Annotated in this window: 19 protein-coding genes; 10 read left to right on the top strand and 9 right to left on the bottom strand. The window is 41.8% G+C overall.

Going from position 1 to position 22,730, the window contains the following annotated elements:
* Nucleotides 1-58: 58 nt before the first annotated feature.
* From OU792_RS02645 to OU792_RS02630, 4 genes are all read left to right on the top strand, one after another.
* Nucleotides 59-2,815 carry a fasciclin domain-containing protein gene (locus OU792_RS02645; protein WP_274669386.1) on the top strand — a complete coding sequence of 919 codons (2,757 nt, stop codon included), beginning with the start codon at nt 59-61 and terminating at the stop codon, nt 2,813-2,815.
* Nucleotides 2,816-2,908: 93 nt separating this feature from the next.
* The gene (locus OU792_RS02640) at nt 2,909-3,937 is read left to right on the top strand and encodes a sensor histidine kinase (RefSeq protein WP_134202087.1); all 1,029 of its coding nucleotides are present in this window, start codon (nt 2,909-2,911) and stop codon (nt 3,935-3,937) included.
* On the top strand, nt 3,912-4,685 hold the full coding sequence (locus tag OU792_RS02635) for a LytR/AlgR family response regulator transcription factor (protein WP_026945906.1): 774 nt from the start codon (nt 3,912-3,914) through the stop codon (nt 4,683-4,685). Before OU792_RS02640 ends, OU792_RS02635 begins: the two co-directional genes overlap by 26 nt.
* A 1-nt stretch (nt 4,686) precedes the next feature.
* Nucleotides 4,687-5,058 (top strand): hypothetical protein, encoded by a 372-nt coding sequence (locus OU792_RS02630; RefSeq protein ID WP_026945905.1) that lies wholly within the window; start codon nt 4,687-4,689, stop codon nt 5,056-5,058.
* Here the strand turns inward: OU792_RS02630 and OU792_RS02625 are convergent.
* From OU792_RS02625 to OU792_RS02605, 5 genes are read right to left on the bottom strand one after another with little or no spacing between them, the layout of a single operon-like run.
* Nucleotides 5,048-6,580, bottom strand: coding sequence for an NFACT RNA binding domain-containing protein (locus tag OU792_RS02625; protein ID WP_274669385.1), 1,533 nt, complete (start codon nt 6,578-6,580; stop codon nt 5,048-5,050). The two genes, OU792_RS02630 and OU792_RS02625, sit on opposite strands and share 11 nt — an antisense overlap.
* Nucleotides 6,581-6,633: 53 nt before the next feature.
* Nucleotides 6,634-7,398: an MBL fold metallo-hydrolase gene (locus OU792_RS02620; protein ID WP_274669384.1), complete on the bottom strand. Its 765-nt coding sequence runs from the start codon at nt 7,396-7,398 to the stop codon at nt 6,634-6,636.
* Nucleotides 7,395-7,673 (bottom strand): hypothetical protein, encoded by a 279-nt coding sequence (locus OU792_RS02615; RefSeq protein ID WP_026945902.1) that lies wholly within the window; start codon nt 7,671-7,673, stop codon nt 7,395-7,397. Before OU792_RS02615 ends, OU792_RS02620 begins: the two co-directional genes overlap by 4 nt.
* Complete coding sequence (locus tag OU792_RS02610; protein ID WP_026945901.1) at nt 7,674-8,051, bottom strand: response regulator; 378 nt, start codon at nt 8,049-8,051, stop codon at nt 7,674-7,676.
* Nucleotides 8,048-8,803: a response regulator gene (locus tag OU792_RS02605; protein ID WP_274669383.1), complete on the bottom strand. Its 756-nt coding sequence runs from the start codon at nt 8,801-8,803 to the stop codon at nt 8,048-8,050. The genes OU792_RS02610 and OU792_RS02605 overlap by 4 nt, the downstream gene beginning before the upstream one ends.
* Nucleotides 8,804-8,848: 45 nt before the next feature.
* Between OU792_RS02605 and miaA the strand changes: the two genes are divergently transcribed.
* Nucleotides 8,849-9,766, top strand: coding sequence for a tRNA (adenosine(37)-N6)-dimethylallyltransferase MiaA (gene miaA / locus OU792_RS02600; protein WP_274669382.1), 918 nt, complete (start codon nt 8,849-8,851; stop codon nt 9,764-9,766).
* Here the strand turns inward: miaA and OU792_RS02595 are convergent.
* Both OU792_RS02595 and pfkA read right to left on the bottom strand, forming a co-directional pair.
* Nucleotides 9,744-10,079, bottom strand: coding sequence for a hypothetical protein (locus OU792_RS02595; protein ID WP_133392039.1), 336 nt, complete (start codon nt 10,077-10,079; stop codon nt 9,744-9,746). The two genes, miaA and OU792_RS02595, sit on opposite strands and share 23 nt — an antisense overlap.
* A gap of 1 nt (nt 10,080) precedes the next feature.
* Entirely contained in the window at nt 10,081-11,055 is a 975-nt protein-coding gene (pfkA, locus tag OU792_RS02590; protein WP_026945897.1) for a 6-phosphofructokinase, read from the bottom strand.
* 116 nt (nt 11,056-11,171) lie between these two features.
* Here pfkA and OU792_RS02585 point away from each other — a divergent pair, with 116 nt between their 5' ends.
* The gene (locus OU792_RS02585; RefSeq protein ID WP_274669381.1) at nt 11,172-12,062 is read left to right on the top strand and encodes an aldo/keto reductase; all 891 of its coding nucleotides are present in this window, start codon (nt 11,172-11,174) and stop codon (nt 12,060-12,062) included.
* 1,147 nt (nt 12,063-13,209) lie between these two features.
* Here OU792_RS02585 and OU792_RS02580 read toward each other — a convergent pair.
* On the bottom strand, nt 13,210-14,316 hold the full coding sequence (locus OU792_RS02580; RefSeq protein WP_274669380.1) for an alanine racemase: 1,107 nt from the start codon (nt 14,314-14,316) through the stop codon (nt 13,210-13,212).
* Nucleotides 14,317-15,620: 1,304 nt separating this feature from the next.
* Here OU792_RS02580 and OU792_RS02575 point away from each other — a divergent pair.
* The 3 genes from OU792_RS02575 (at nt 15,621) to OU792_RS02565 (ending at nt 21,628) form a co-directional block, all read left to right on the top strand.
* Complete coding sequence (locus OU792_RS02575) at nt 15,621-17,798, top strand: acylase (RefSeq protein WP_274669379.1); 2,178 nt, start codon at nt 15,621-15,623, stop codon at nt 17,796-17,798.
* Between the two features lie 564 nt (nt 17,799-18,362).
* Nucleotides 18,363-19,184 (top strand): polysaccharide biosynthesis/export family protein, encoded by an 822-nt coding sequence (locus OU792_RS02570; RefSeq protein ID WP_274669378.1) that lies wholly within the window; start codon nt 18,363-18,365, stop codon nt 19,182-19,184.
* Nucleotides 19,184-21,628 (top strand): GumC family protein, encoded by a 2,445-nt coding sequence (locus OU792_RS02565; RefSeq protein WP_274669377.1) that lies wholly within the window; start codon nt 19,184-19,186, stop codon nt 21,626-21,628. Before OU792_RS02570 ends, OU792_RS02565 begins: the two co-directional genes overlap by 1 nt.
* A gap of 102 nt (nt 21,629-21,730) precedes the next feature.
* On the opposite strand, the gene OU792_RS02560 is transcribed toward OU792_RS02565, so the two are convergent.
* Nucleotides 21,731-21,862, bottom strand: a complete 132-nt coding sequence (locus tag OU792_RS02560) for a hypothetical protein (protein WP_274669376.1) — start codon at nt 21,860-21,862, stop codon at nt 21,731-21,733.
* A gap of 414 nt (nt 21,863-22,276) precedes the next feature.
* Here OU792_RS02560 and OU792_RS02555 point away from each other — a divergent pair.
* A partial coding sequence (locus tag OU792_RS02555) for a hypothetical protein (protein WP_274669375.1) occupies nt 22,277-22,730 on the top strand: 454 nt, incomplete at its 3' end.

Below are 22,730 nucleotides of genomic sequence, written 5' to 3'. Positions count from 1 at the left end.
TTCAGAAATCAATTCGTGTCTATACAGAGTTTTGAAAGCAAACTAACCATAACATGCTATGACAAAACTCTTAAAGTACCTTTTAGTCGGGGTCGTCTTTTTTTCATTCGTCGCTTGTGAGAATGAAGACTATCAAGGCCCTTTACCTTATCCCACGCTCATAGAAGCAGCTGAGGATGCTGGTTTGACCACTCTTGTGACATCCATTCGGGCTATTCCCGGCTTGGAAGCGACTTTGCAAGCGCAAAGCGCAATTACTGTTTTCGCCCCAACCAACGATGCCTTTGCGAATGCTTTGACTGAGTTTGGAGCGACAGATTTGAATGATTTGGTAGAAAAAATCGGAGGTCCAATGAATCTTGAAACCATCCTTGGTTTTCACGTTGTACCAAACACAATTTTCTCAGACCAACTTAATGAGACTAATGTAGTGACCACTTTAGCTGGTCAGCAATTAGTAGTAAACCGCGCTCCAGGTATCGTAACTGTAATCGATGCTGCTGGAAATACTGCGCGAGTAGTACAGGCTGATGTGGAAATCGAAAACGGAGTTGTCCATGTGATTGACCGTGTTTTGATTCCTTCTATTGAATTGCCTGCTCCTAATTTGGTAGAAGCAGCTACTGAGGCTGGTCTTACTACCTTACTAGATGCGGTGACTGCAGTTGACGGATTGGCAAATACTCTGCTTTCAGCTGGAGCTATTACTGTTTTTGCTCCAACGAATGAAGCTTTTGCTGCTGCTTTGGAGGTTTTCAATGCTGCTGACTTGAATGAGTTGGTATTGAAAATTGGAGGTATCGAAAACTTAGAAACTGTACTTGGATTCCATGTAGTGCCTGCAGTATCCTTTTCTGGCGATCTACAGCCTACCAATACTTTCACAACCGTATCCGGACAAGAAATCACCGTTGAAGTTGCTGGTGGAACTGTGACTGTTATCGATCAACTAGGACGTACAGCTCAAGTGGTTGCAGCAGATATCGAAATTGCAAATGGTGTAGTCCATGTAATTAACGGTGTGATGCTTCCTGATTTGATGCTTCCAAATGTGGTAGAAGCTGCACAAAGTGCTGGATTGACCACGCTGATTGATGCTGTTACTGCTGCCGATCTTGGTGGAGCCTTGTTAGGAGCAGAAGCAATGACTGTTTTTGCGCCAACCAATGATGCTTTTGCAGCTGCTTTGGCTGCTTATGATGCAGAGAATTTAGACCAATTGGTTGCTAAAATCGGAGGAATCGAAAATCTCCAGACTATTTTGGGTTTCCACGTAGTACCTGCAGTAGCTTTCTCTACAGATCTAGAAGCTACCAATACATTCACGACTCTAGCTGGTCAGGAATTGACAGTAGAAGCTAGTGAAAGCGGAGTGACTGTGACAGATGCTTTGGGTAACACAGCAAATGTAGTAGTCGCAGACGTAGCCATTGAAAATGGAGTTGTTCATGTGATCGACGGAGTGCTTTTACCTGAGTTCTCGCTTCCAAACGTAGTAGAAGCAGCTACAGCAGCTGGTTTGACTGTTCTTTTGGATGCAGTTACTGCTGCTAACCTTGGCCAAACACTTCTTGATGCTGAAGCTATCACCGTATTTGCTCCTACCAATCAAGCTTTCCTTGATCTTTTGGCTGCATTGAACCTAGGTTCTCTACAGGAATTGGTCGCTGCTGTTGGAATTGAAGAAGTGACACGAATCCTTGGTTTCCATGTAGTGCCTGCAACAGCATTCTCTTTTGATTTGGCTGAAGGTGCACAAACAGTACCTACTTTGGCAGGTGAGGACTTGACAGTTACCCGTACTGGATCCAATGTGACTGTGACTGATGCCAGAGGAAACACTTTTAATGTAGTAGCTGCTGACGTAGCAATCGAAAATGGTGTAGTTCACGTAATCGACGGAGTGGTATTGCCTACTGCGAATGAGCCAGATGTGCCGAATATTGTCGAGGCTGCAGAAGCTGCAGGCCTTACTGTTCTTTTGGACGCTGTTACCGCTGCCGGTCTTGGTCAAACATTACTTGATGCTGAAGCAATCACAGTATTTGCACCTACCAATGATGCTTTTGTAAATCTTCTTGGAGCATTAGGCCTAGGGTCTCTTCAGGAATTGGTTGATGCCGTAGGTATCGAAGAACTTCAAAGAATCCTTGGATTCCATGTTGTGCCTTCTGTTGCTTTCTCCACAGATTTGACAGAAGGAGCTCAGACCGTTCCTACACTTGCAGGAGAGGATTTGACTGTTACTCGTAATGGAAATGCAGTTACAGTAACCGATGCAAGAGGGAATACCTATAATGTGGCTGTAGCAGATGTTGAGATCGAAAATGGAGTAGTCCATGTCATTGACGGTGTGTTATTGCCTGAAGAAAATCTTCCAAATGTAGTTGAAGCTGCTACAGATGCTGGTTTGACAGTCTTACTAGATGCGGTGACTGCTGCTGGACTAGGTCAAACTTTGCTTGATGCAGAAGCTATCACTGTATTCGCTCCTACCAATGATGCCTTTGTAGATCTTTTGGGTACCCTTGGAGTGGCAGATCTTGATGAATTGGTTGATGCAATCGGTTTGGAAGGATTACAAAAAGTACTTGGCTTCCACGTGGTTCCTACAGTTGCATTTTCCACTGACCTTGCAGAAGGTTCTCAGACGGTGCCTTCACTTGCTGGAGAGGACTTGACTGTGACTAGAACTGGAGCGAATGTAACCGTGACAGATGCAGAAGGAAATACCTACAATGTAGTAGTAGCTGACGTCGCGATTGAAAATGGCGTAGTCCATGTCATCAACGGAGTATTATTACCGACACTTTAAGAGAATTATTTAACCACCATATAGCAGGGGTAGGGCATTGCCCCACCCTTGCTTTTCATTCATTTATCATTTCAGGGGAAGAAATCAGCGGGCATGTTTAGCCATAGATATAAATTCATTTATCCGGGACTTTTGGGATTGTATTCCTTTTTCAATATTCTCATATTGGATGGGGATAGATTATTTCAAGCTGCTCTTCCTAAAAATCAACTTTTTCCCCTAATCATCATTCTGTCTTACCTCGTTTGGTTTGCCAATTATTTCATCGAAAAAAATACCCTTCCACTTTTCAAAAAAGTCCATCCTTTAGCAGTTCAATTTTTGTCCAGCTTCGTTTTGATCTCCGGACTAGCTCTGATTTCTGTAAAATCAACCGGATTAATCTTTGGAGGTCCTTTTGACCTGACCAAACAAAACTTCCTCTTGACCTTGGGATTTCTCTTCAGAGTAAATCTCTTCCTCAATTGTGTCAATGCGATCTATTATTTCAATAAAAAATTCAGTGAGAAAAACCTGGAGGCTGAAAAGCTTAAGCTTTTGAGCGCCGAGGCAAGATTGGAATCACTCAATACACAACTTAACCCTCACTTTTTCTTTAATAATCTCAGTGCTTTGTCAGTACTGATTCATGAAAACATTCAAGTGGCTGATAGCTACTTGCAAAAGCTAAGTTCTATCTATCGCTACATGCTCAATAACAAGGTAAATGAACTCATCACCTTGAAAGAGGAGCTTAAATTTTTATATGATTACATGGATTTGCTTTCTATTCGATTTGATCAATCGCTTTCCTTTAAAGTGGAAATTGAAGAGGAAAGTAAATCGAAACTTATTCCACCTGCAGTACTTCAATTACTGGTAGAGAATGCTGTCAAGCACAATTACTTTACAGAGACAGAACCGCTACAGGTTGAAATATACACCAAGGGTGACTATCTTATAGTGAGTAATCCCAAGCAGCCAAAAATGGCGGTAGAAGAATCCACCGGAATAGGTCTTCAAAACATTTCTGAAAGATATAGGTTTTTAGATCATTCCATCGAGATTCTTGATGGGGAAAAGATTTTTGAAGTTAAACTCCCTTTGATAGGAAGCTATGAGAATACTGTTAGTCGAAGATGAACCCCTCGCCCAGAAGCGAATCAAATCCATCGTTTCTCAAAATTTTTCTGATTGGAAAGTCATCGATTCTGTTCAAAGTGTCCGCGAGTTTAGGTCCAAATTGGAAAATATTTCCAATTATGATTTGATCCTGTGCGACATACATTTGGCAGATGGGTTGAGTTTCAAAGCCTTTGCCGGGATGGCTGATTTGAAAATTCCCGTAATTTTCATAACGGCTTATGATGAATACGCACTTCAGTCTTTTGACCATAATTGCTTGGATTATGTACTCAAGCCAATAGATGAACAGAGGTTGGTGAAAGCTCTTCAAAAGGCTCAGAAATTCAATCCAAATTCTAAAACACCATCACTGGATCAGAGCTTTATTAATAACATCGTAAAGCATTATACATCAAAAAGTTATAAGAAGAGGTTTTTAACTAAACTGGGTAATAAATTTGTCTTTATTCCGGTTGAAAATGTGGCTTATTTCTATGCAGAAGAAGGCTTGACCTACTTGGTAGAAATTGGTTCTTCAGTGAGATATGTAATCGATCATTCCCTCAGTGAATTGGAGTCCGACTTGCTAGATCCGTTAAAGTTTTATAGAATTAATCGTTCAATGATTATTCATTTAGATGGTTTGGTCGAAATCAAGCCTTATCTTAACGGGCGATTAGCCCTTGCCATGAACGCCAAATCAGAAGATGCCTTGGTAGTGGCAAGAGAGCGTGTAAACGAATTCAAAAGCTGGATTAATCAATAGTATGAGTCGGTTTTTTATTGCAGTGACTTTTTTGGGCATATTGTCCATGTCAAATTCTTGGGCTCAAAGTAGCTCCCAACAGGCCAATTTGGACTCCTTGAGAAGGTCTATTGTCCAGATGGATCAAGAGTTATATGAGGTCCAACTCAACCTTCATAATTCCAAAAAGCAGTTAAAGACAGGGATTTTTATTGCCACTATTGGGTACACGGTAACTATCATCGGCGGTCAGCTTTTAGGCAGTAATCCAGATGCAGGGAAAGCTCTTTTGTATGTGGGTGGGGCTACTGGGATAGTTGGTACAGTGGTCCTTGTCAATGGCTTCAATAAAATTTCTCTTCGCGCTCCTGATCCACCACGAATCAGTCCTTGATATCCCCCGAAATTTCTTGATTTGGGCCCTCAGGCTTCACCAAAAGGGTTTTTTCTCTGTCCACCATGACCGAACCTGGAGCAGAGCCTTTGATCTTTCTCACATATTTAGCTTCTGTGTAAATCACAGGAGCGAGACTTTCATTCTTCAATTTGGAATAGTACGCTGCCAGCGATGCAGCGCGCTCCAAAACGGCATTTGCTATCTTGTTTCCTGCAGGATTTCGGATGATGGTATGCGACCCTGGAGCCTGCCTTGCATGTAGCCAAATATCATTTTTATGTACAAACCTTCGTAGCATCTCATCATTGTCCTTGGATGATTTTCCAACCCAAACTTCCAAACCATAAATATTGAATTGTCTGAAAGGCAGATTTTCTTGATTTTTAGCGTCTTTGATTTCAGATTTATGATTCTTTTTAAACTCTTTCAGGTCTCGAAACCCATCCATCAGTTCCACCTGCTCTGCCAAGTGTTGCAATTCCGATAGCCTTTTCTCTTTGGAATCAATCGCCTCCTCCAATTGCTTCCATTCGATCTCTCGGTTTTTGCTTTTTCGATAAAGGTTAGCCGCTAATTCTTGTGGTTTCTGGTTTTGTTTGAGGGTAATTTTGATTTCATCCTCTGTATAAAAGTTGAAAAGATTTTTACTCAGTACTCCATCAGAAAATTCATGAAGATTAGCCATGATTACGTCTGCAATCTGTGCAGGTGGAGGTGAGTTTTGGAGTTCTTCCAATTTGGCCTTGGCTTTTTGGATGAAATTTTCCGTTCGCTTGATTTGATCAGCATAACTTTTGGCTAGCTGCTTCTTTTCTTTTTCCAAAGCCCCAATCACCAAAGCCTTATGAAAAAGCGCATTTAAAGCTTCCAAAGGGTCTGAATACTGACCAATTGCATTTTCGCTGGGAAGAAGGGTAAGGTGGACATCCTCATCCTCTTGAACCAAAGTGAAAAGCGGACTGTCTAGCATATCGATTATTTCTTGCATCTGACTCCACTTTTCCCCCAAATCTGCCTCAGGATAACCCTTTTTGAGCAGAAATGCTCTTGGGATTTTGCCCAAGGTGGGGAGAAATTTAGAAGCACTGCCGCTAAGCGCTTCAAATTGAGACTGACTGAGATCAAGGGATTTTTCGAGCTCTCTCCAATTCAAGGATTTATCTTCCAAAAGTGCATTTCGGAATACTCGGATTGGGAATTCCTTATTGGGTTCGTAGAGCAGAATATTGCTTCGGTTTCCATGGAGTTTGAGTAGCAAAATCATACCTGATTCCATTTCGAAATAGAATGCTCTTTCGAAACTCAATACCTGACAGGACTTTATTTTTTCACCAATCAGTTCAGGGAAAAGATCAATGGAATTTCGTTTGGCCCGCTGAAAGTTTTCAGGGAAAGAATAGAAGATCTGCGGAGGAAGAAAGTGTGCACGCAAAAACCGCGTCTCCTCTTCTTTTTTCCATTCGATGACAAGCTCATCTTTGTTTTGCGAAAAGCAGGCCACTGCCACAAAACCTTGCATTGTTTCCTGAAGCCGAGGACAGAGGAAGCGAAGAAAATGATAATTTAAATGCATCAAGGCAAAGATAGCATCAATCCATCATAAGCTAGATGAATGCCCTCTGGTAGCTCACTTTCTACCTCCCGGTGAAGTCCCAACTTGTGGGAAATATGAGTGAAATAAGTTTGCTCAGCTCCCAGCATTTGTGCCATTTCGATGGCTTCTTCCAGTGTGAAGTGGGAGAGGTGGGGAGTTTTTTGAAGAGCGTTTAAAACCAAGATTTTTGATCCTTTGATTTTCTCTTTGGATTCTTCAGAGATGTAGTTAGCATCGGTAATGTAGGTGAAGTCACCCACCCGAAAACCCAAAACCGGCAATTTATGATGCATCACGGGAATAGGATTGATGGAAATCCCTTCCACTTCAAATGGCTCTTCGTCAATTTCAATGGGCAAAACCTGAGGCACTCCAGGGTATTTTTTCTCCGAAAAAACATAGGAATACTCCTGACGAATCTGATTGAGTACTTGACTTCGACCATAGATTGGCATGTCTTTCTTTTGGCGAAAATTAAAAGGTCGGATATCGTCTAGTCCAGCTGTGTGATCCTTGTGCTCGTGGGTATAGATGACTGCATCAAGTTGGTGTATCTCGGCTCGAAGCATTTGCATCCGAAAGTCGGGTCCCGTATCAATCACGAGGCTTTTGCCTTCTGTCTCAATGTGAACAGAACATCGAAATCGTTTATCTCTGAAATCTACCGACCGGCAGACCTCGCAGTCACAGCCAATGACTGGAACTCCCTGTGAGGTACCGGTACCTAAAAATCGAATATTCAAAATTTCAGTTGGGTTTGTTGTAGTTCCTTTAGGAAGTCCTGAACAGATTTTTCCTTAAAATCTTGAGGGTTAAACTGCAATTCGCCAAGGATATCTACCAATGCATTGATTTTACCTTCCAGGGGAAAGTATTTGTTCACAATCACAATTTTGGTGTCTTTCAGGATGCAATATCCTGACTTGAAACTTCCCTTCTCGTATCGTAGAATATACTCCGAGGAAGCGAATAAGTTTTCAAGTTTGTCCAAAAAATGCCTTGTGTACTTGATTGCCATTTAACTCAGGAATTTTTTGACGGTGGCCAAAAGGCGGTCGTAATCAAGAGGCTTCTGAAGAAAATCATCAAAGCCTGCCTTTCGGAATTCATCGTGGGTCATGTTATGGATATTACCGCTGATGGCAATGATGGGGACTTTTGCCTTCTTTTCGTCGGTCATTTTACGGATTTCCTTGGTACAGGCAATTCCATCTAAGACAGGCATGCTGATATCCATCAGAATCAAATCAAAGTCTTCTTTCTCAAACTTTTCCAAAACTTGTTTGCCATTTTTGGCAGCAGTCATTTCGTAGTTTTCGAATGCAAGTACACTTTTGGTAAGATTGATGATAATAGAACTGTCTTCACCGACTAATATTCTTTTTGTTTCGCTCATGAGTTAAAAATAGTTTCTTCTGATAAATATTTACTAAATCTGATGATTTCTTTCTCCATTTCAGCCAATGATTTATCAAGGGAGGAAATTTGATTTTGTCGGCTTTCTTTTTCCGCTTTTGCGGCAGCTATGTACACTCGATTGATTCCGAGTGTGCCGGCATTTCCCTTGATGATGTGGCAGTGTTTGCTGACTTCCTCGTATAGCCCATCTGCAAAATCTCTATTTATAGCTGGAAGGAGTTGATCAGCTTCCTCCATGAAGTCACGGTAGATTTGCTGTATAGTTTCTGGTTTATTGTATTTACTTAGTTGATTGAATATTTTCTTGTCCAATATCAAGTCATCTACATCCAGAGGGCTTTTGGCTTTGGATACCTTTGGCTTTTCCCCGTTGATGGTTTTTTGGATTTGCAGGATGAATTCTTTTGGGCGAATGGGCTTGGTAATAAAGCCATCAAAGCCTTGACTCAAAAAGGAATCCCGTTCACTTTCATCCGCAAAAGCTGTTACCGCAATGACGGGACTGAGACTCAGATTTTTTTCTCTAATTCTTTTTAGGGCAGTGATACCATCGATTTCTGGCATCTGTATATCCATCAGGATCAAATCAAAATCCCTTTTTTCTAATTTTTCGATGGCCTCACGTCCGTTGAGAGCACTTTCAAACTCCCAGATTTGACCGATCAGATTTTCGAAAAACTTTCGGTTCAGATCGTTATCCTCTACGATTAGTATGCTTTTGCTTTTCATTCTATAAGTTTGGACTTTTGAAAGTAAATCAAAATTCCTGATCCATTGTCCGAAAATCCGACCCTGATTTTGATAGTTGGTCCTACTGCTGTGGGCAAAACAGATTTGTGTCTAAAACTAGCCAAAAATTTTAATACAGAAATCATATCCTGCGACAGCAGACAGTTTTATAGGGAACTATCCATTGGAACAGCGAAACCTACTTCCCTTGAATTAGCGGAGGTAAAACACCATTTAATCGATTCTGTTTCAATCTCAGAAGACTATGATGTCAAAAAATTCGAAAGCGATGCCTTGCGAATTTTAGAGGATCTCTTTTCGGAGAAATCTCTTGTCATCATGACCGGAGGTTCGGGGCTTTTTGCAAAAGCTATCACCGATGGCTTAGATGATATGCCGGATATTCCGGATTCCTTCCGAAAGATGGTGATTCGGGACTATCAAGAAAATGGTCTGGAATTTCTGCAAGAAGAACTCAAGAACACGGATCCAGAATATTTCAGCCAAGTGGATATTCAGAATCCACAGCGATTGATGCGCGCTTTGGAGGTGATTCGAGGGACAGGAAAACCTTTTAGCTCTTTCAGGAAACGAAAAAAAGTGGAAAGGCCTTTTCGAATTTTAAAAATCGCACTTGAGCGAGATCGTGAAGAGCTCTATCAAAGGATCGATCAACGAATGGATCAAATGATAGTCAATGGACTTTTTGAGGAGGCGAAGCAGTTTTTCGAACAGCGTCATCTGAATGCTCTTCAAACTGTAGGCTATCAAGAAATATTCGGATACCTGGAAGGAAAGTATGATCGGGAAGAAGCTATCCGGTTACTGAAACGTAATTCAAGACGCTACGCCAAAAGACAGCTGACCTGGTTTCGAAAAGAGTCTGATTATCAGTGGTTTCACCCAGATTATTTTGAGCAAATTCTCAAGTGGATCAATATCAAATTGGCCGAAAGCCACTGATTTTGGCGACCCAATTGTAAGGAGCTTTTTTGATCAGTTTGTTGTATTGCGATCGATTAACTTTCATGTCTCTAAGCAGCTCTAATACCTCTTTTTTGGTTTTAGGACTCAATTCAAGCCCAGAGATTTGCTTTAGAATCTGCTCGCTGCTAGTCAACTCTTCAGATTTCCCCTTCAACTCAGGGAGCTTTTCCCCAAGATTGAAAAACAGTTCTTTTTCAAGTGCTATTTTCCGCTGAAAGGTATTTCTTACGGTGAGAAAAAACAGGAGGCAAGCACCTCCAAGGGTAAGGAAAATCGGGATAAAGCCCATATTAGATACTTAAGTACTCAATTAATTTCAGGTGATCTTGGATCAGGGGTTTTTCTTTTCCGATGCAGTCTCCGAAAGGTGTATATACGACCTCTTGATTCATGATGCCAGCCATACAGGCAAACTTGCCTTCAAGCAATCCTTCCACCGCTGCCATTCCACATCTTGAAGCTAAAACCCGATCTCGGGCCGTAGGGTTTCCGCCACGCTGAATATGACCCAAAGTAGTCACTTTAAACTCCTTCTTCTTGTCTTTGATTTTCTCCTTGACCTTATTCATGATTACCTCAGCACTGCCTTCATCGTCTCCTTCAGCCACTACGATAATGCTTGAAGTTTTGGTTTTTCGGAGATTTTTAAGGGATTTGACCACAGCGTCAAGGTCTGTGGCGGTTTCTGGCACCATGACAAATTCGGCACCGCTTCCAATTCCTGACTCTACTGCGATAAAGCCCGCATCACGCCCCATTACTTCAATGAAAAATATCCTGTCATGTGCCGCTGCCGTATCCCTGATTTTATCAATAGCATCCAAAGCAGTATTCACCGCTGTATCAAAACCTATCGTATAGTCGGTGCCATAGATATCATTATCAATGGTCCCGGGACAGCCAACTACCGGAATGCCAAATTCCTCATGAAAAATCTTTGCTCCTGTGAAGGTTCCATCACCTCCGATAGCTACCAAACCTTCAATTCCGTGAGCTTTAAGATTTTCATAGGCCTTTTTTCTGCCCTCAGGAGTTCGAAACTCAGTTGAGCGAGCAGACTTAAGAATAGTACCGCCTCTTTGCACAATATTACTGACGGAGTAGGTGTACATCCGTTTGATATCATTCTCAATCATACCTTCATAGCCTCTGTAGATTCCGTAAACTTCAAGGCCTTTGAAAATGGCTGTACGTACCACTGCCCGTACACAGGCATTCATGCCTGGGCTATCTCCTCCTGAGGTAAAAACTGCGATTTTTTTCATTTTAATAGGTTCTAAGCGTCGCAAAAATAGCTATTAATGGCAGAAAGAATCATTTTCTGATATGAATAAACCATAAATTTTGAAAACTTGGGGATAAATCAAAATGATAAAATGTGATGAATAAAATACAGCTTCCCAAAACTAATTTTCAAATTCCCGAAATAAGCCTAGGCTGTATGTCCCTTCCCGAAAACACAAAGGAAAGCATGGAAATCATTCATCAGGCCTTGGATTCTGGAATCAATTTGCTGGATACAGCCGATTTATATCAAAAAGGAATCAATGAATCGAATGTAGGAAAGGCCATAGCAGGAAGAAGAGATCAGGTGTTGATTTCCAGCAAGGTGGGGAATGAATGGCGTCCGGATGGATCAGGATGGGATTGGAATCCTAAGAAAGCCTATATTTTGAAAGCTGTGGATGAAAGTCTCAAACGACTTCAAACTGATTATTTGGATTTTTACCTCCTTCATGGAGGTACCATAGATGATCCTTGGGATGAAACTTTGGAAGCTTTTGAGATATTGAAAGAGAAAGGGAAAATCAGAGCTTTTGGGATTTCTTCAATTCGACCCAATGTGGTGCGGAATGTACTTAAGCAAAACCCTCCTGCACTTTTTATGACTCAATACAGTCCATTGGATAGGAGGCCTGAAGAATCGATTTTCCCAATGATAAGAGAGAGTGAATCAAGGGTTTTGGTGAGAGGTAGCTTGGCGAAAGGCATTTTATTGGATAAGCCTACAAAGGAGTATTTGAACTTTTCAGAAGCAGAGGTTGAGGAAATACGGGAGATAATCTATGGAAGTGGTTTTGATCCTCAGGCTGTTTTGCTTCGTTTTGGCTTGGAAGAGCCTGCCATTGCATCGCTCTCAGTAGGTTCTAGTTCGGTAGAGCAGGTGAGTCGCTTGGCGAAAGCCTATGAGTTAAGCCAAGAAGTTCCGAGTAGTACGATAAAGGAATTGCGTGATAGAATCCCCGTTTCAAAGTATGGAGCCCACAGATAAGGTGGAGTGCAATTCGAAATTGAGAACCTGCTTGCAGCAGGCAAGTTTATCATTCGACATTAAAACTGCCGAGCGAGAAGAAGAACTCTAGAGGAATGATTTCAGGTCAATTGAGACAAAAACGCCGTATTTCGTAAATCGCATTTCGTCTATAAAGATTCCTCTCCATCTTGCTGGCACAATTAATTGGGTTACAAATCAAAAACCATGGGCCAACGCTGGGGTGATTTTATTTATTTTTTACCCAGCATTTCGCTCATCGTTCCTCTTCTCTCATACTGGGCTGTTATAAGTCGTGTCCACCACGGCGGACTGGCACTTCAGCGCTTTTTTTCCTTGCACCGTCTCGTGGTAAACCAAAACTTCGACATTTGAAATTGAACATTCATCATTCGACATTAAATCTGCCGAGCGAGAAGAAGAACTCTAGAGGAATGATTTCAGGTCAATTGAGACAAAAACGCCGTATTTCGTAAATCGTGTTTCGTCTATAAAGATTCCTCTCCGTCTTGCTGGCACATTTAATTCGGTTACAAATCAAAAATCATGGGCCAGCGCTGGGGTTGGTAATTGTTTCTTTGACCCTGGGTTACGCTGCGCCTCGTACCTCGACTTGCTTACCCAGGGCTATTACGTATCGCGCCTTCAGCGCTTTTTTTTCCTTGCACCGTCTCGTCTTTGTGGTAAACCAAAACTTCGACATTCGAAATTGAACATTCATCATTCGACATTAAAACTGCCGAGCGAGAAGAAGAACTCTAGAGGAATGATTTGAGGTCAATTGAGACAAAAACGCCGTATTTCGTAAATCGTATTTCGTCTATAAAGATTCCTCTTCGTCTTGCTGGCACAATTAATTGGGTTACAAATCAAAAATCATGGGCCAGCGCTGGGGTAATTTTATTTCTTTTTTACCCAGCATTTCGCTCATCGTTCCTCTTCTCTCATACTGGGCTGTTATAAGTCGTGCCTTCAGCACTTTTACCAAATTCGAGACCTGATTGCAGCAGGCAACTTCGACATTCGACATTGAAAACCTGCTTGCAGCAGGCAAGTTCATCATTCGATATTAAACCGATTAGAAAAAATCTGGCGATCAAAATTTGAAAAACGGTTCAGTTGAAAAATTGAATCGTAAATCGTCGATTTAAAAACTCTTCTTTTCCGCATGATCTACCCATTCGCCTGTCAAGCTTAAATAAGCGCCCATCGCATCGGCGGTCATACAAGAGTGGACAGGAAGGATTCCCAAAAGATCTCCCACTTTCACTTGCTCCAATAATTCCTTCGAAGCTTTAATTAAGCCATGTTCCTGAGAAATACTTTTGACAATGCTGGTTTCACTTGGGATTTCCCAACCTTTTTCATTCAGAAGCACCACTTCTCCAAAGATCTTTTGACCATCTTCTCTTTGTAAAAAATCTTTCGCTAAATGAACACCTCCTCCATGGACTAGAATCTCATTTCTCTCAGGAATAATATCTACCACAGGAACCGCAAGCGCAACGGCAATATCTGATTTTTCGCAGCTTTTTAAGTCTGCTTGCATTAAATCATAAAAGACGAAATTTCCCGGACCCATCTCATCGATATCTCCAAAATCATGTGCCACAGCACAGCCGGGAGTATCCCCGATTCGGGTTTTTAAACTTTCAAATTGAGCCTGATATTTAGATTTGAGCATGGCTAATGCCTGCCGGGTCTCATGATAGATTCCCTCCTTGTCTGGCATGTAATAGGTATGCCCGGGATGTATGTAGAAGCCAATAAAATTCAATTTATCAGACCCTGCTGCAATCCGAAGAATTTCGTCAATTTTCCCAAAATCACTCATGTGAACCCCCGTTCTACCATATCCAGCATCTATTTCAATCATAAATCCGATGGAGTTTTTAAGTTCTTCGGCTAATTTGGAGATGGTGAAGGTATTGACGATCTGAACAGAAATGGACTGGCTTTCTGTGATTTTATTCAGCCTTGGTATTTCTCTAACATTGAAGGGGAAGGCAATGTGGATATTTTCCCAACCTTGATTGCTCATGTAGGCAGCCTGCCTTATGGAAGAAGCCGTGATTTGCCGAATGCCGTAATCTTTTGCCCACTTGCCAATAGTCCTTGACTGGGCAGTTTTCCAATGGGGAATCAGTTTCATTTGGTGGAGAGATGCTTTATCCGCCATTTTTTTAATATTGGCACGGCAGATTTTTTCATCAATCAAAAGAGTAGGAGAGGAAATCAAAGATCGGTAGTCCATGGGTGTTGGGTTTTTATGATTGTTCAAAGGTAAAATTTTGAATAGAAAAATGAAGATTTACAGAATTTTCCGAAATATCGAGTGGGTTTTTAATTCCGTCTCCGTCTTGCTGGCAATGTAGTTCGTTTTCAATTCAACGATCAAGTGCCAGCGCTGGGGTGATTTTATTTCTTTTTTACCCAGCATTTCGCTCATCGTTCCTCTTCGCTCATACTGGGCTGTTATAAGTCGTGTACACCACGGCGGACTGGCACTTCAGCACTCTACACCGATGTTTGTCCATTCTGCCTTTACTAGAACCCTTCCTATAATAGGTGTTCTACCCGAGATAGAGGTCTTTAGGGCGCGGGGGTCGTCGCAGCAGCGAGCCATGCGTAGAACCTGCGGGTGGAAGCCTGTCTGCCAGGCAGGCTTTGCTGGGACAAAGCCTTTTGGATACTTTTTGGCGAAAAAGTATCAAGATAAAACTCGCAAAAATCAACTATGACGGGTTGATCTATAAAGAGGTTATCCGTAAGACCTTCTCCGTCTTGCTGGCAAAGTAGTTCGTTTTCCATTCAAAGATCATGGGCCAGCGCTGGTGATATGGTTGGTTTCTTTACCCGGGGTTGAAACCCCGGGCTAGTATATTTCGTGCCTTCAGCACTCCTTCTTTGCTCCTTTGCAACGTTGCGGGAGAAAAATGATCAAACCTTCTAGATTGTAGTAAGGACCGAAACTTCGATGTTCATCATTCAAAACCTGCAGCAGGCAAGCTTATCATTCAACATTACCCAATAGGATTGTTTCAAATCCTAATTCTAATCATGCAACCATTTCCCTCTCCTTGAGGAGAGGGTCAGGGTGAGGTTATTGAATTGCCTACCGCCCTATTTTTCTTTGCGCTGTCTCGTCGTTGTGAGCAAACCAAAACTTCGATATTCATCAATCAAAACCTGCTTGCAGCAGGCAAGTTCATAATTCGACATTAAAACAGCCGAAAGAGAAGATGTTCATCAGAGGAATGATTTGAGGTCAATTGAGGCAGAAACGCCGTATTTCGTAAATCGTACTTCGTCAGTTCAATTCGTTTTCGTTTTGCCTGCAAAAAAGCCTATCTCGCCGAAGGCATATTTCACGAAGTGTATTTCGCTGAAATCGTATTTCACAAAGTGTATTTCACCGAAGTTATATTTCTTACTTTTCTCCTTTGCAAGAGAGATATCTTTTCCCCTTAGGGAGAGAAGAAAAAACCGCCCTTCAAATTTTCCAAGCCAAATTTCCCAATATTTACTTTATTTAGAGTTTCACCCAAATTCAAAAACATGCTCCGATCTACCTTCTTCTTAGCAGCTTTTCTTTCTTTCGTTTTTGCCTGTAAGACTCCGACTGAAATTGATAATTGGGAAGCCCAAGCGGAGCGGGTGGAGATCATTCGGGATGATTTTGGAGTGCCTCATATTTATGGAAAAAGTGATGCGGATGCGGTTTTTGGATTGCTTTATGCCCAATGTGAGGACGACTTCAGAAGGGTAGAGCGAAATTACATTTGGGCTACGGGTAGATTGGCCGAACTCGAAGGAGAGGAAGCGCTTTATTCTGATTTGAGAGCAAATCTATACATGACCGAAGCAGAGGCAAAGGCTGCCTATGAAAAGGCCCCGGATTGGTTGAAGGAACTTTGTCAGGCTTTTGCAGACGGTGTCAATTATTACCTGCACACGCATCCTGAAGTGGAACCTCAAGTTATTGAGCGCTATGAACCTTGGTTTCCTATGTACTTTTTTGAGGGTTCCATTGGAGGGGATATAGAGCAAATACCTACCTCCCGAATCAGAGCATTTTATGAAGAAAATAAGGCTTTGGCTTACTCTGACTTTGGTGATGGTTTGAATCACCCTGATCCATATGAAGAGCCCAAGGGAAGTAACGGAATTGCAATCCGTGGGGATATGACTGCCTCCGGAAATGCCATGCTGCTAATCAATCCTCATACCTCTTTTTATTTTCGACCTGAAGTTCACGTGGTAAGCGAGGAGGGATTGAATGCCTATGGTGCTGTCACTTGGGGCCAGTTTTTTGTGTATCAAGGATTTAATGAGAAAACAGGATGGATTCATACTTCCACGCGTGTGGATTTTATCGATGAGTTTAAGCAGGAGGTTGTTGAGGAAAACGGTAAATATTTTTATCAGTATGGTGATGAAAAGCGTGAACTTGAGGAAGTTCCTGTGACACTCGCTTGCAAAACCTCGGAGGGGCTCAAGACTAAGGACTTTACCATGTACCGAACTCATCAGGGTCCAATTACTCACAAACTTGGGGACAATTGGGTGGCTACCCGAATCAATTGGGACCCAGTCAATGCCCTGATTCAGAGCTATACCCGAACCAAGCTTGATAATTATGAGGAGTTTCGGGAGATGATGGATATTCGAACCAATTCTTCCAACAATACGGTCTTTGCGGATGCAGAAGGCAATATCGCTTACTTCCATGGTAATTTTATTCCCAAAAGAGACCCACAATACGATTATTCCAAACCTGTAGATGGCTCAGATCCTGCAACTGATTGGCAAGGCTTGCATACGGTAGATGAAAGCATTACAATCCTGAATCCTCCGACCAACTGGATTCAAAACTGTAATTCAACTCCATTTACGGCAGCAGGTCCATTCAGTCCAAAAGCCGAGGATTATCCTTTTTATATGGCTCCTGACCAGGAAAATTTCCGTGGCATTCATGCGGTGGATGTGTTATCAAAGGCTGAAAATCTAGATTTGGATTCCTTTATTGAATTGGCCTATGACCCGGTAATTCCTGCTTTTCAGCGTTTGATTCCAGCATTGGTGAACGCTCTTGAAAAGTATGGAAACAATACCGATCTGATGGCTGCAAAAGAGATTCTTAAGGCCTGGGATTTTAAAACCTCCAAGGAATCCGAAGCGATGACCTTGGCTCATTTTTATGGGATTAACTATCAGCGTCAATTCCGCGATTTAAATAATTTGGTAGAAAATGAAGTGCTGGAATCCCATTCTCAAGCGGATGTTCAGAAGCAGATGGTTCAAGTTTTTGAAGAGACCCTTGAGCAATTGAAAGAAGACTTTGGAACTTGGAACTTAGCCTGGGGACAAGTCAACAGGTTTCAGCGACTCAGTGGAGATATTGATCTGAAATATGATGATGACAAGCCCTTCATTCCGATTGGATTGGCTTCTGGAAGATGGGGAGCATTGGCATCCTATGGTGCCAGTCAAAAGGAGGGAACCAATGCACTTTATGGTAGCTCAGGCAACAGCTTTGTGGCTGTGGTGGAATTTGGAGAGAAAGTAAAAGCTAAAAGTATTTTGGCAGGTGGTCAGAGTTCCGATCCCGATTCTCCTCACTTTCTTGATCAAGCCCAGCGTTATGCCGATGCTAATTTTAAGGATGTAGCCTTTTATAGAGAAGAGGTAGAAAAAAGAATGGAGGAAATATATCAGCCGGGGAGGAGGAAATAGGCTTCACTTCGTTCCAGAAATTACTGTTTTTACCGTCACTGCGAGCCGCGTAGTGTAGCAGCCCGCCTCCCGGAGGGCAGGCAGTCTCGAAATTGAAAGAAATACGCCTATGGCGAAATATACTTCACTACGCTCAGCGAAATAAAGTCGGCTTCGCCTCCTGAAATACACCTTCGGTGAAATACTGGTTTTTACTACATCCGGTGATCGAGGTCCTGAATCCTATCTTGGTGCAGCCATATCTTTACCTATCTGCGTAGCTATCTTCTCTAATCTCGTCGACTTAGTCTTCTAAGATACATATCCTTTCAGTCGTCGAGATAGGCTTCATACTTTGGCTCACCATCTTACCTTTAGCTATCTTTTTATTTGCTTTTTCCGTTAGAACGGAAATATTACTTTATTAAGCATCACCAACATTTTTATGTATTCAAAGTCAACTCTTGTTCAAAATCGGTCTTTTTTAAGGTATAACTAGTGAATTTGGTGATTTAATTTTGACTGTTTTTAGGCCTTTTTTTCCTAAGTTTGCCCAATTACATCAATTAATATTTCATTCACCCTATGACTAAAAGACTGACGATCGCCGTCATTGCCTCACTTTTTCTAGGTCTTTTTTCTTGTGTATCAAACGAAAAAATTATCTACCTCCAAAACCTAGAGGGCAACGATCCCATTGCAGAAGGCGAACTCATAGAATACGAGGTGCCTGACTATCGCCTCCAATACAATGATATCATCGATGTCAATGTGCAAACGGCCCAAGATATCATTGAGTCAGGTTTCAATGGCAGGCCCCCTATGATGAACAATCAAATGGGAAATATTGCAGGGCAAACAGGAGGGGATATTTATTATATGACTGGATATACTGTTAACAAAGATGGGTCTATCCGTCTTCCGATCGTTGGAGATATTCAGGTAAAAGATTTAACCCTGGAAGAGGCAAGAGTAAAAATCGAAGAGTCACTCCGGGAATACCTGAAAAATGAATTGTATGTAAAGGTAAAGTTAGGCGGGATTCGCTATTCAGCATTAGGTGAATTTCGAAGACCTTCCAAATATGTGGTTTTGCAAGATAGAATGACCATTTTTGAGGCAATCGCCAATGCAGGAGATCTTTCGCCGATTGCAAAGCGAGACGAAATATTATTGATTCGTCAATATCCAGATGGAACCCGCTTGCATCGGGTAAACCTCATTGATAGAAACTTGATCAGCTCACCTTTTTACTTCATTCAGCCCAATGATCAGCTATATGCAGAGCCTATGAAGGTTCGTGAGATAGGTGCCGGAGAAAATGCCGCACAATCCATTTCACTCGTGATTTCGGCTATTACAGCTACTGCTTTGATTATCAACCTTATAATTGCGATCAATAGATAATGTATCCCAATTCTCCTTCCAATCCACAAACTCAGCCCAACCCTTTTCTAGCGCAGCAAGAGGATGAAATCGACTTGAAGGTATTATTATTCAACTACCTCCAATATTGGCCACTGATTGCTGTTTTCATGTTTTTGGGGGTTCTATCTGCTTTTTTGTTCAACAAATTCACCACCCCGATTTATAAGGTAGAATCTACCGTGCTGGTAGTAGATGATAAGCCAACCCTTGGAGCTGATCTCTTCGAATCAGCCGGATTGGGACTTCAAAATAAAAGTAACATCGACAATGAAATAGGAATTTTGAAGTCCTATTCCTTAGCTCAATCCACCATTTCCGAAATGGATTTGAATGTGGCATATTTTCAGGATGAGATTTTCAAGCCCCGACAAATCTATGGAAATACTCCTATTTATGTGGCAGTGGATTGGGATCGCGAACAAGTTGTCGGTGGTCTATTCCGACTGGAAGTAATCAATGAGCAGAGTTTCGAGCTTAGCGTAGAGGATGAGGAAGCTTTTGCCGTTTTTAACCCTAAAGACCCTTTTTATAAAAGTAAGTTGGAGTCATTTTCGCTCTCGAAGTCAATCTTTGAATTTGGTCAAGAGATTTCAGGAGAGTTTTTCTCTTTTACTGTCAATCAAATTTCAGCTCTTCCCGGTGAGGTTTTTTTCTTTAGACTGATCGATACTCCGTCTTTGGCACTTAAAATGAAGGAGGACTTGCAGGCTAATCCTCTAAACAAGCAAGCATCGATTCTGACGCTTTCCATGGAAACTCCTCTACGGAGATTGGGGGAGAATTACATCAATAAGTTGATGGAAGAGTACTTGAAGCGGGAATTGTATGAAAAGAATCAGGCATCGGAAAATACCATTCGCTTTATCGAGCAGCAGCTAAGTGGCATTTCGGATTCCTTGGAGTATTCCGAAAGCCAACTGCAGGAGTTTCGATCAAAAAACAGGATTTTTAACCTTTCTCAAGAAGGTTCCATGATCTTTGAACGCTTGACAGATCTGGAACAGGAGCGAAGTCAGATTGAGTTAAACCTGAAGTATCTTCAGACTCTTCAGTCCTACCTAGATAATAATCAACTTGGAGATTTGGTCGCACCAGCCATAGTAGGTGTAACTGATCCGCTTTTAACCTCCTTGGTGGAAAGTCTTTCCGAATTGCAGGCTGAGCGGGTACGGATATCTGCTACCTTCAATGATCAAACTCCTCAAATGCGGGATATCAATTCCCGTATCCAAAGTACCTCCAATGCTTTGAAGGAAAATGTTCGTTCTGCCATAGAAAACTCAAGAAACACGCTTTCCGATATCAATTCCCGAATTCGCTTGATCGAACAGGACATCAATTCCCTACCAGCTACTGAACGAAGCTTGTTGAACTACACCCGTCAGTTTACGATCAATGAAAATATTTATATCTACCTGCTACAGAAGAAAGCGGAGGCAGAGATTACCATGGCATCCAATATGCCCAAAAACAAGATTTTGGACTATGCCAAAGCGGGGCAATTGCCAATAGCACCAAAGACCAGTTTAAACCTCTTGATAGGTCTAATTTTGGGACTGATTCTTCCGATTGGATTTATAACGGTAAAAGACTTTCTAAATACCAAGATTGAAGATCCTAAGGAGCTCGAAAAGGCCATTAAGGTTCCTTTGATCTCCATGATTGGACGAAGCAATACCTCCGATAGTTTGCCGGTCTTACTCAATCCAAGATCTACTGTGACCGAATCCTTTCGCTCCCTTCGAGCGGATATGTCTTATCTGAGTCCCAATAGGGATAAATTGACCGTTTTATTTACTTCCTCTATTTCAGGAGAAGGAAAGACCTTCGTCTCTATGAATATGGCATCTGTTTTTTCACTGATGGGAAAAAAGACCATTTTGATCGGATTGGACCTTCGGAAGCCAAAGATTGCGGAAGAGTTTGGTCTAATCAATGACAAGGGGATGAGTACAGCTTTGAGTTCGGATACTTCCTGGAAAGAAGTCGTGAAGCCATCTTCCCATGAGAATCTAGATATTATCCTTTCAGGGCCTATTCCACCTAACCCTGCCGAACTCCTGCTTCAAGAAAAATTCGGACAAATCATCGAAGAAATCCGTGGTGAATATGACGTGGTTGTCTTTGACTGTCCTCCTGTAGGACTAGTGTCTGAGACCAAAGAGCTTTTCAAACATGCGGATATCAGCTTCTTCGTATTCCGTCAAGGCTACTCCATGAAGGGAAATGCTGAGGTCCTCAACAACCTGGTAGAAAAAGGCGGAGTCAAAAAGATCTACGGTATCCTGAATGACGTCCATATCGATAAGGGCTACGGCTACGGTTATGGTTACGGCTATGGTTATGGTTATGGCAACAATTCTTATGGCTACCATGAAGAAGTCCAATTGCCTTGGTGGAAACGAGCATTGAGAAGGAAATAAGATACCTTCGGTGAATTAAGTCTCCCTTCGTTAGGAAAGATATAGTCGGCTGCGCCTCCCAAGATACACCTCCTTTCAGTCGGTGAGATATTGGTTTTACCGTCACTGCGAGCCGCGGAGCGGAGTGGCAGTCTCAATAGATTGTTGGAAATAGGCCTTCGGCGAAATATGCTTCACTACGTTCAGCGAAATAAAGTCGGCTTCGCCTCCTGAAATACACCTTCGGTGAAACATTGGTTTTACTCCGTCCGCAGATAAAGGTCTTAGATCCTAACTTGGCGATGCCATATCTTCACTTATCTGCGAAGCTATCTTTTAAGAATCTTCACTATGTTCAAAAAGATATCCCTCACTTCGTTCGGAAAGATATAGTCGGCTGCGCCTCCTGAGATATACCTCACCTCGTTCATTTACCCTTCATTCTATTTTTTAGAAAACCTATTTGGAATTTTCATCCCTTAAATTTTTAAAAAATTACAACCATTTATCAAACTTAGATTTGAACTATTCTAATATTCATTGATGTTTGAAGCATAGTTTTATTATTTAATTAAGATGTTTTTCAATATTTCAACTATATTATTTAAGCTTCAAGTGACTGTTTTATGTCTGATTATCATGGTATTGCATGATTCAAAGGCGCAAGAAATGGTTCGCCTTAAATTAGAGGTAGATAAAATTGTTGATATTTTAGAGAGCCCATCATCTCCTCCCTATTTCTCCAAAGAAATGATTCAGGGACTTTCCAAAATACCGGCTGCCTACAACCGAAAAGTTCAATTGCTAGCCTACAATTCTGAAATCTACGCTATTTCAAGTTGCTATTTTGATGTGTATAAATGGGAAGGTGGTTCTTGGCAAAACCACTACTTGTTTAATAATCACGGTTATACTTGTGGTGCTTGGCCTTTCTTCTATCAAGACCAGCTTCACTTTTTGGGTGGCTATGGCTTTTGGAATAACCATACAGATTTGCTTTCCTTTGATCCTACAGAGGGGACTTGGTCACTTAGGACTCCGAATAATCAACCGACTAGTTACAATACCGAGCTAATTGGTATTGGAAAAGAATCAGCCTTACTTTTTCTCGGCATTCATCATG

Origin of the sequence: Algoriphagus sp. NF (assembly GCF_028823735.1) — a bacterium.
GTDB lineage: Bacteria > Bacteroidota > Bacteroidia > Cytophagales > Cyclobacteriaceae > Algoriphagus > Algoriphagus marincola.
Note: the sequence above shows the minus strand (reverse complement) of the source record. Positions and strands in the feature narration are given on the sequence as shown.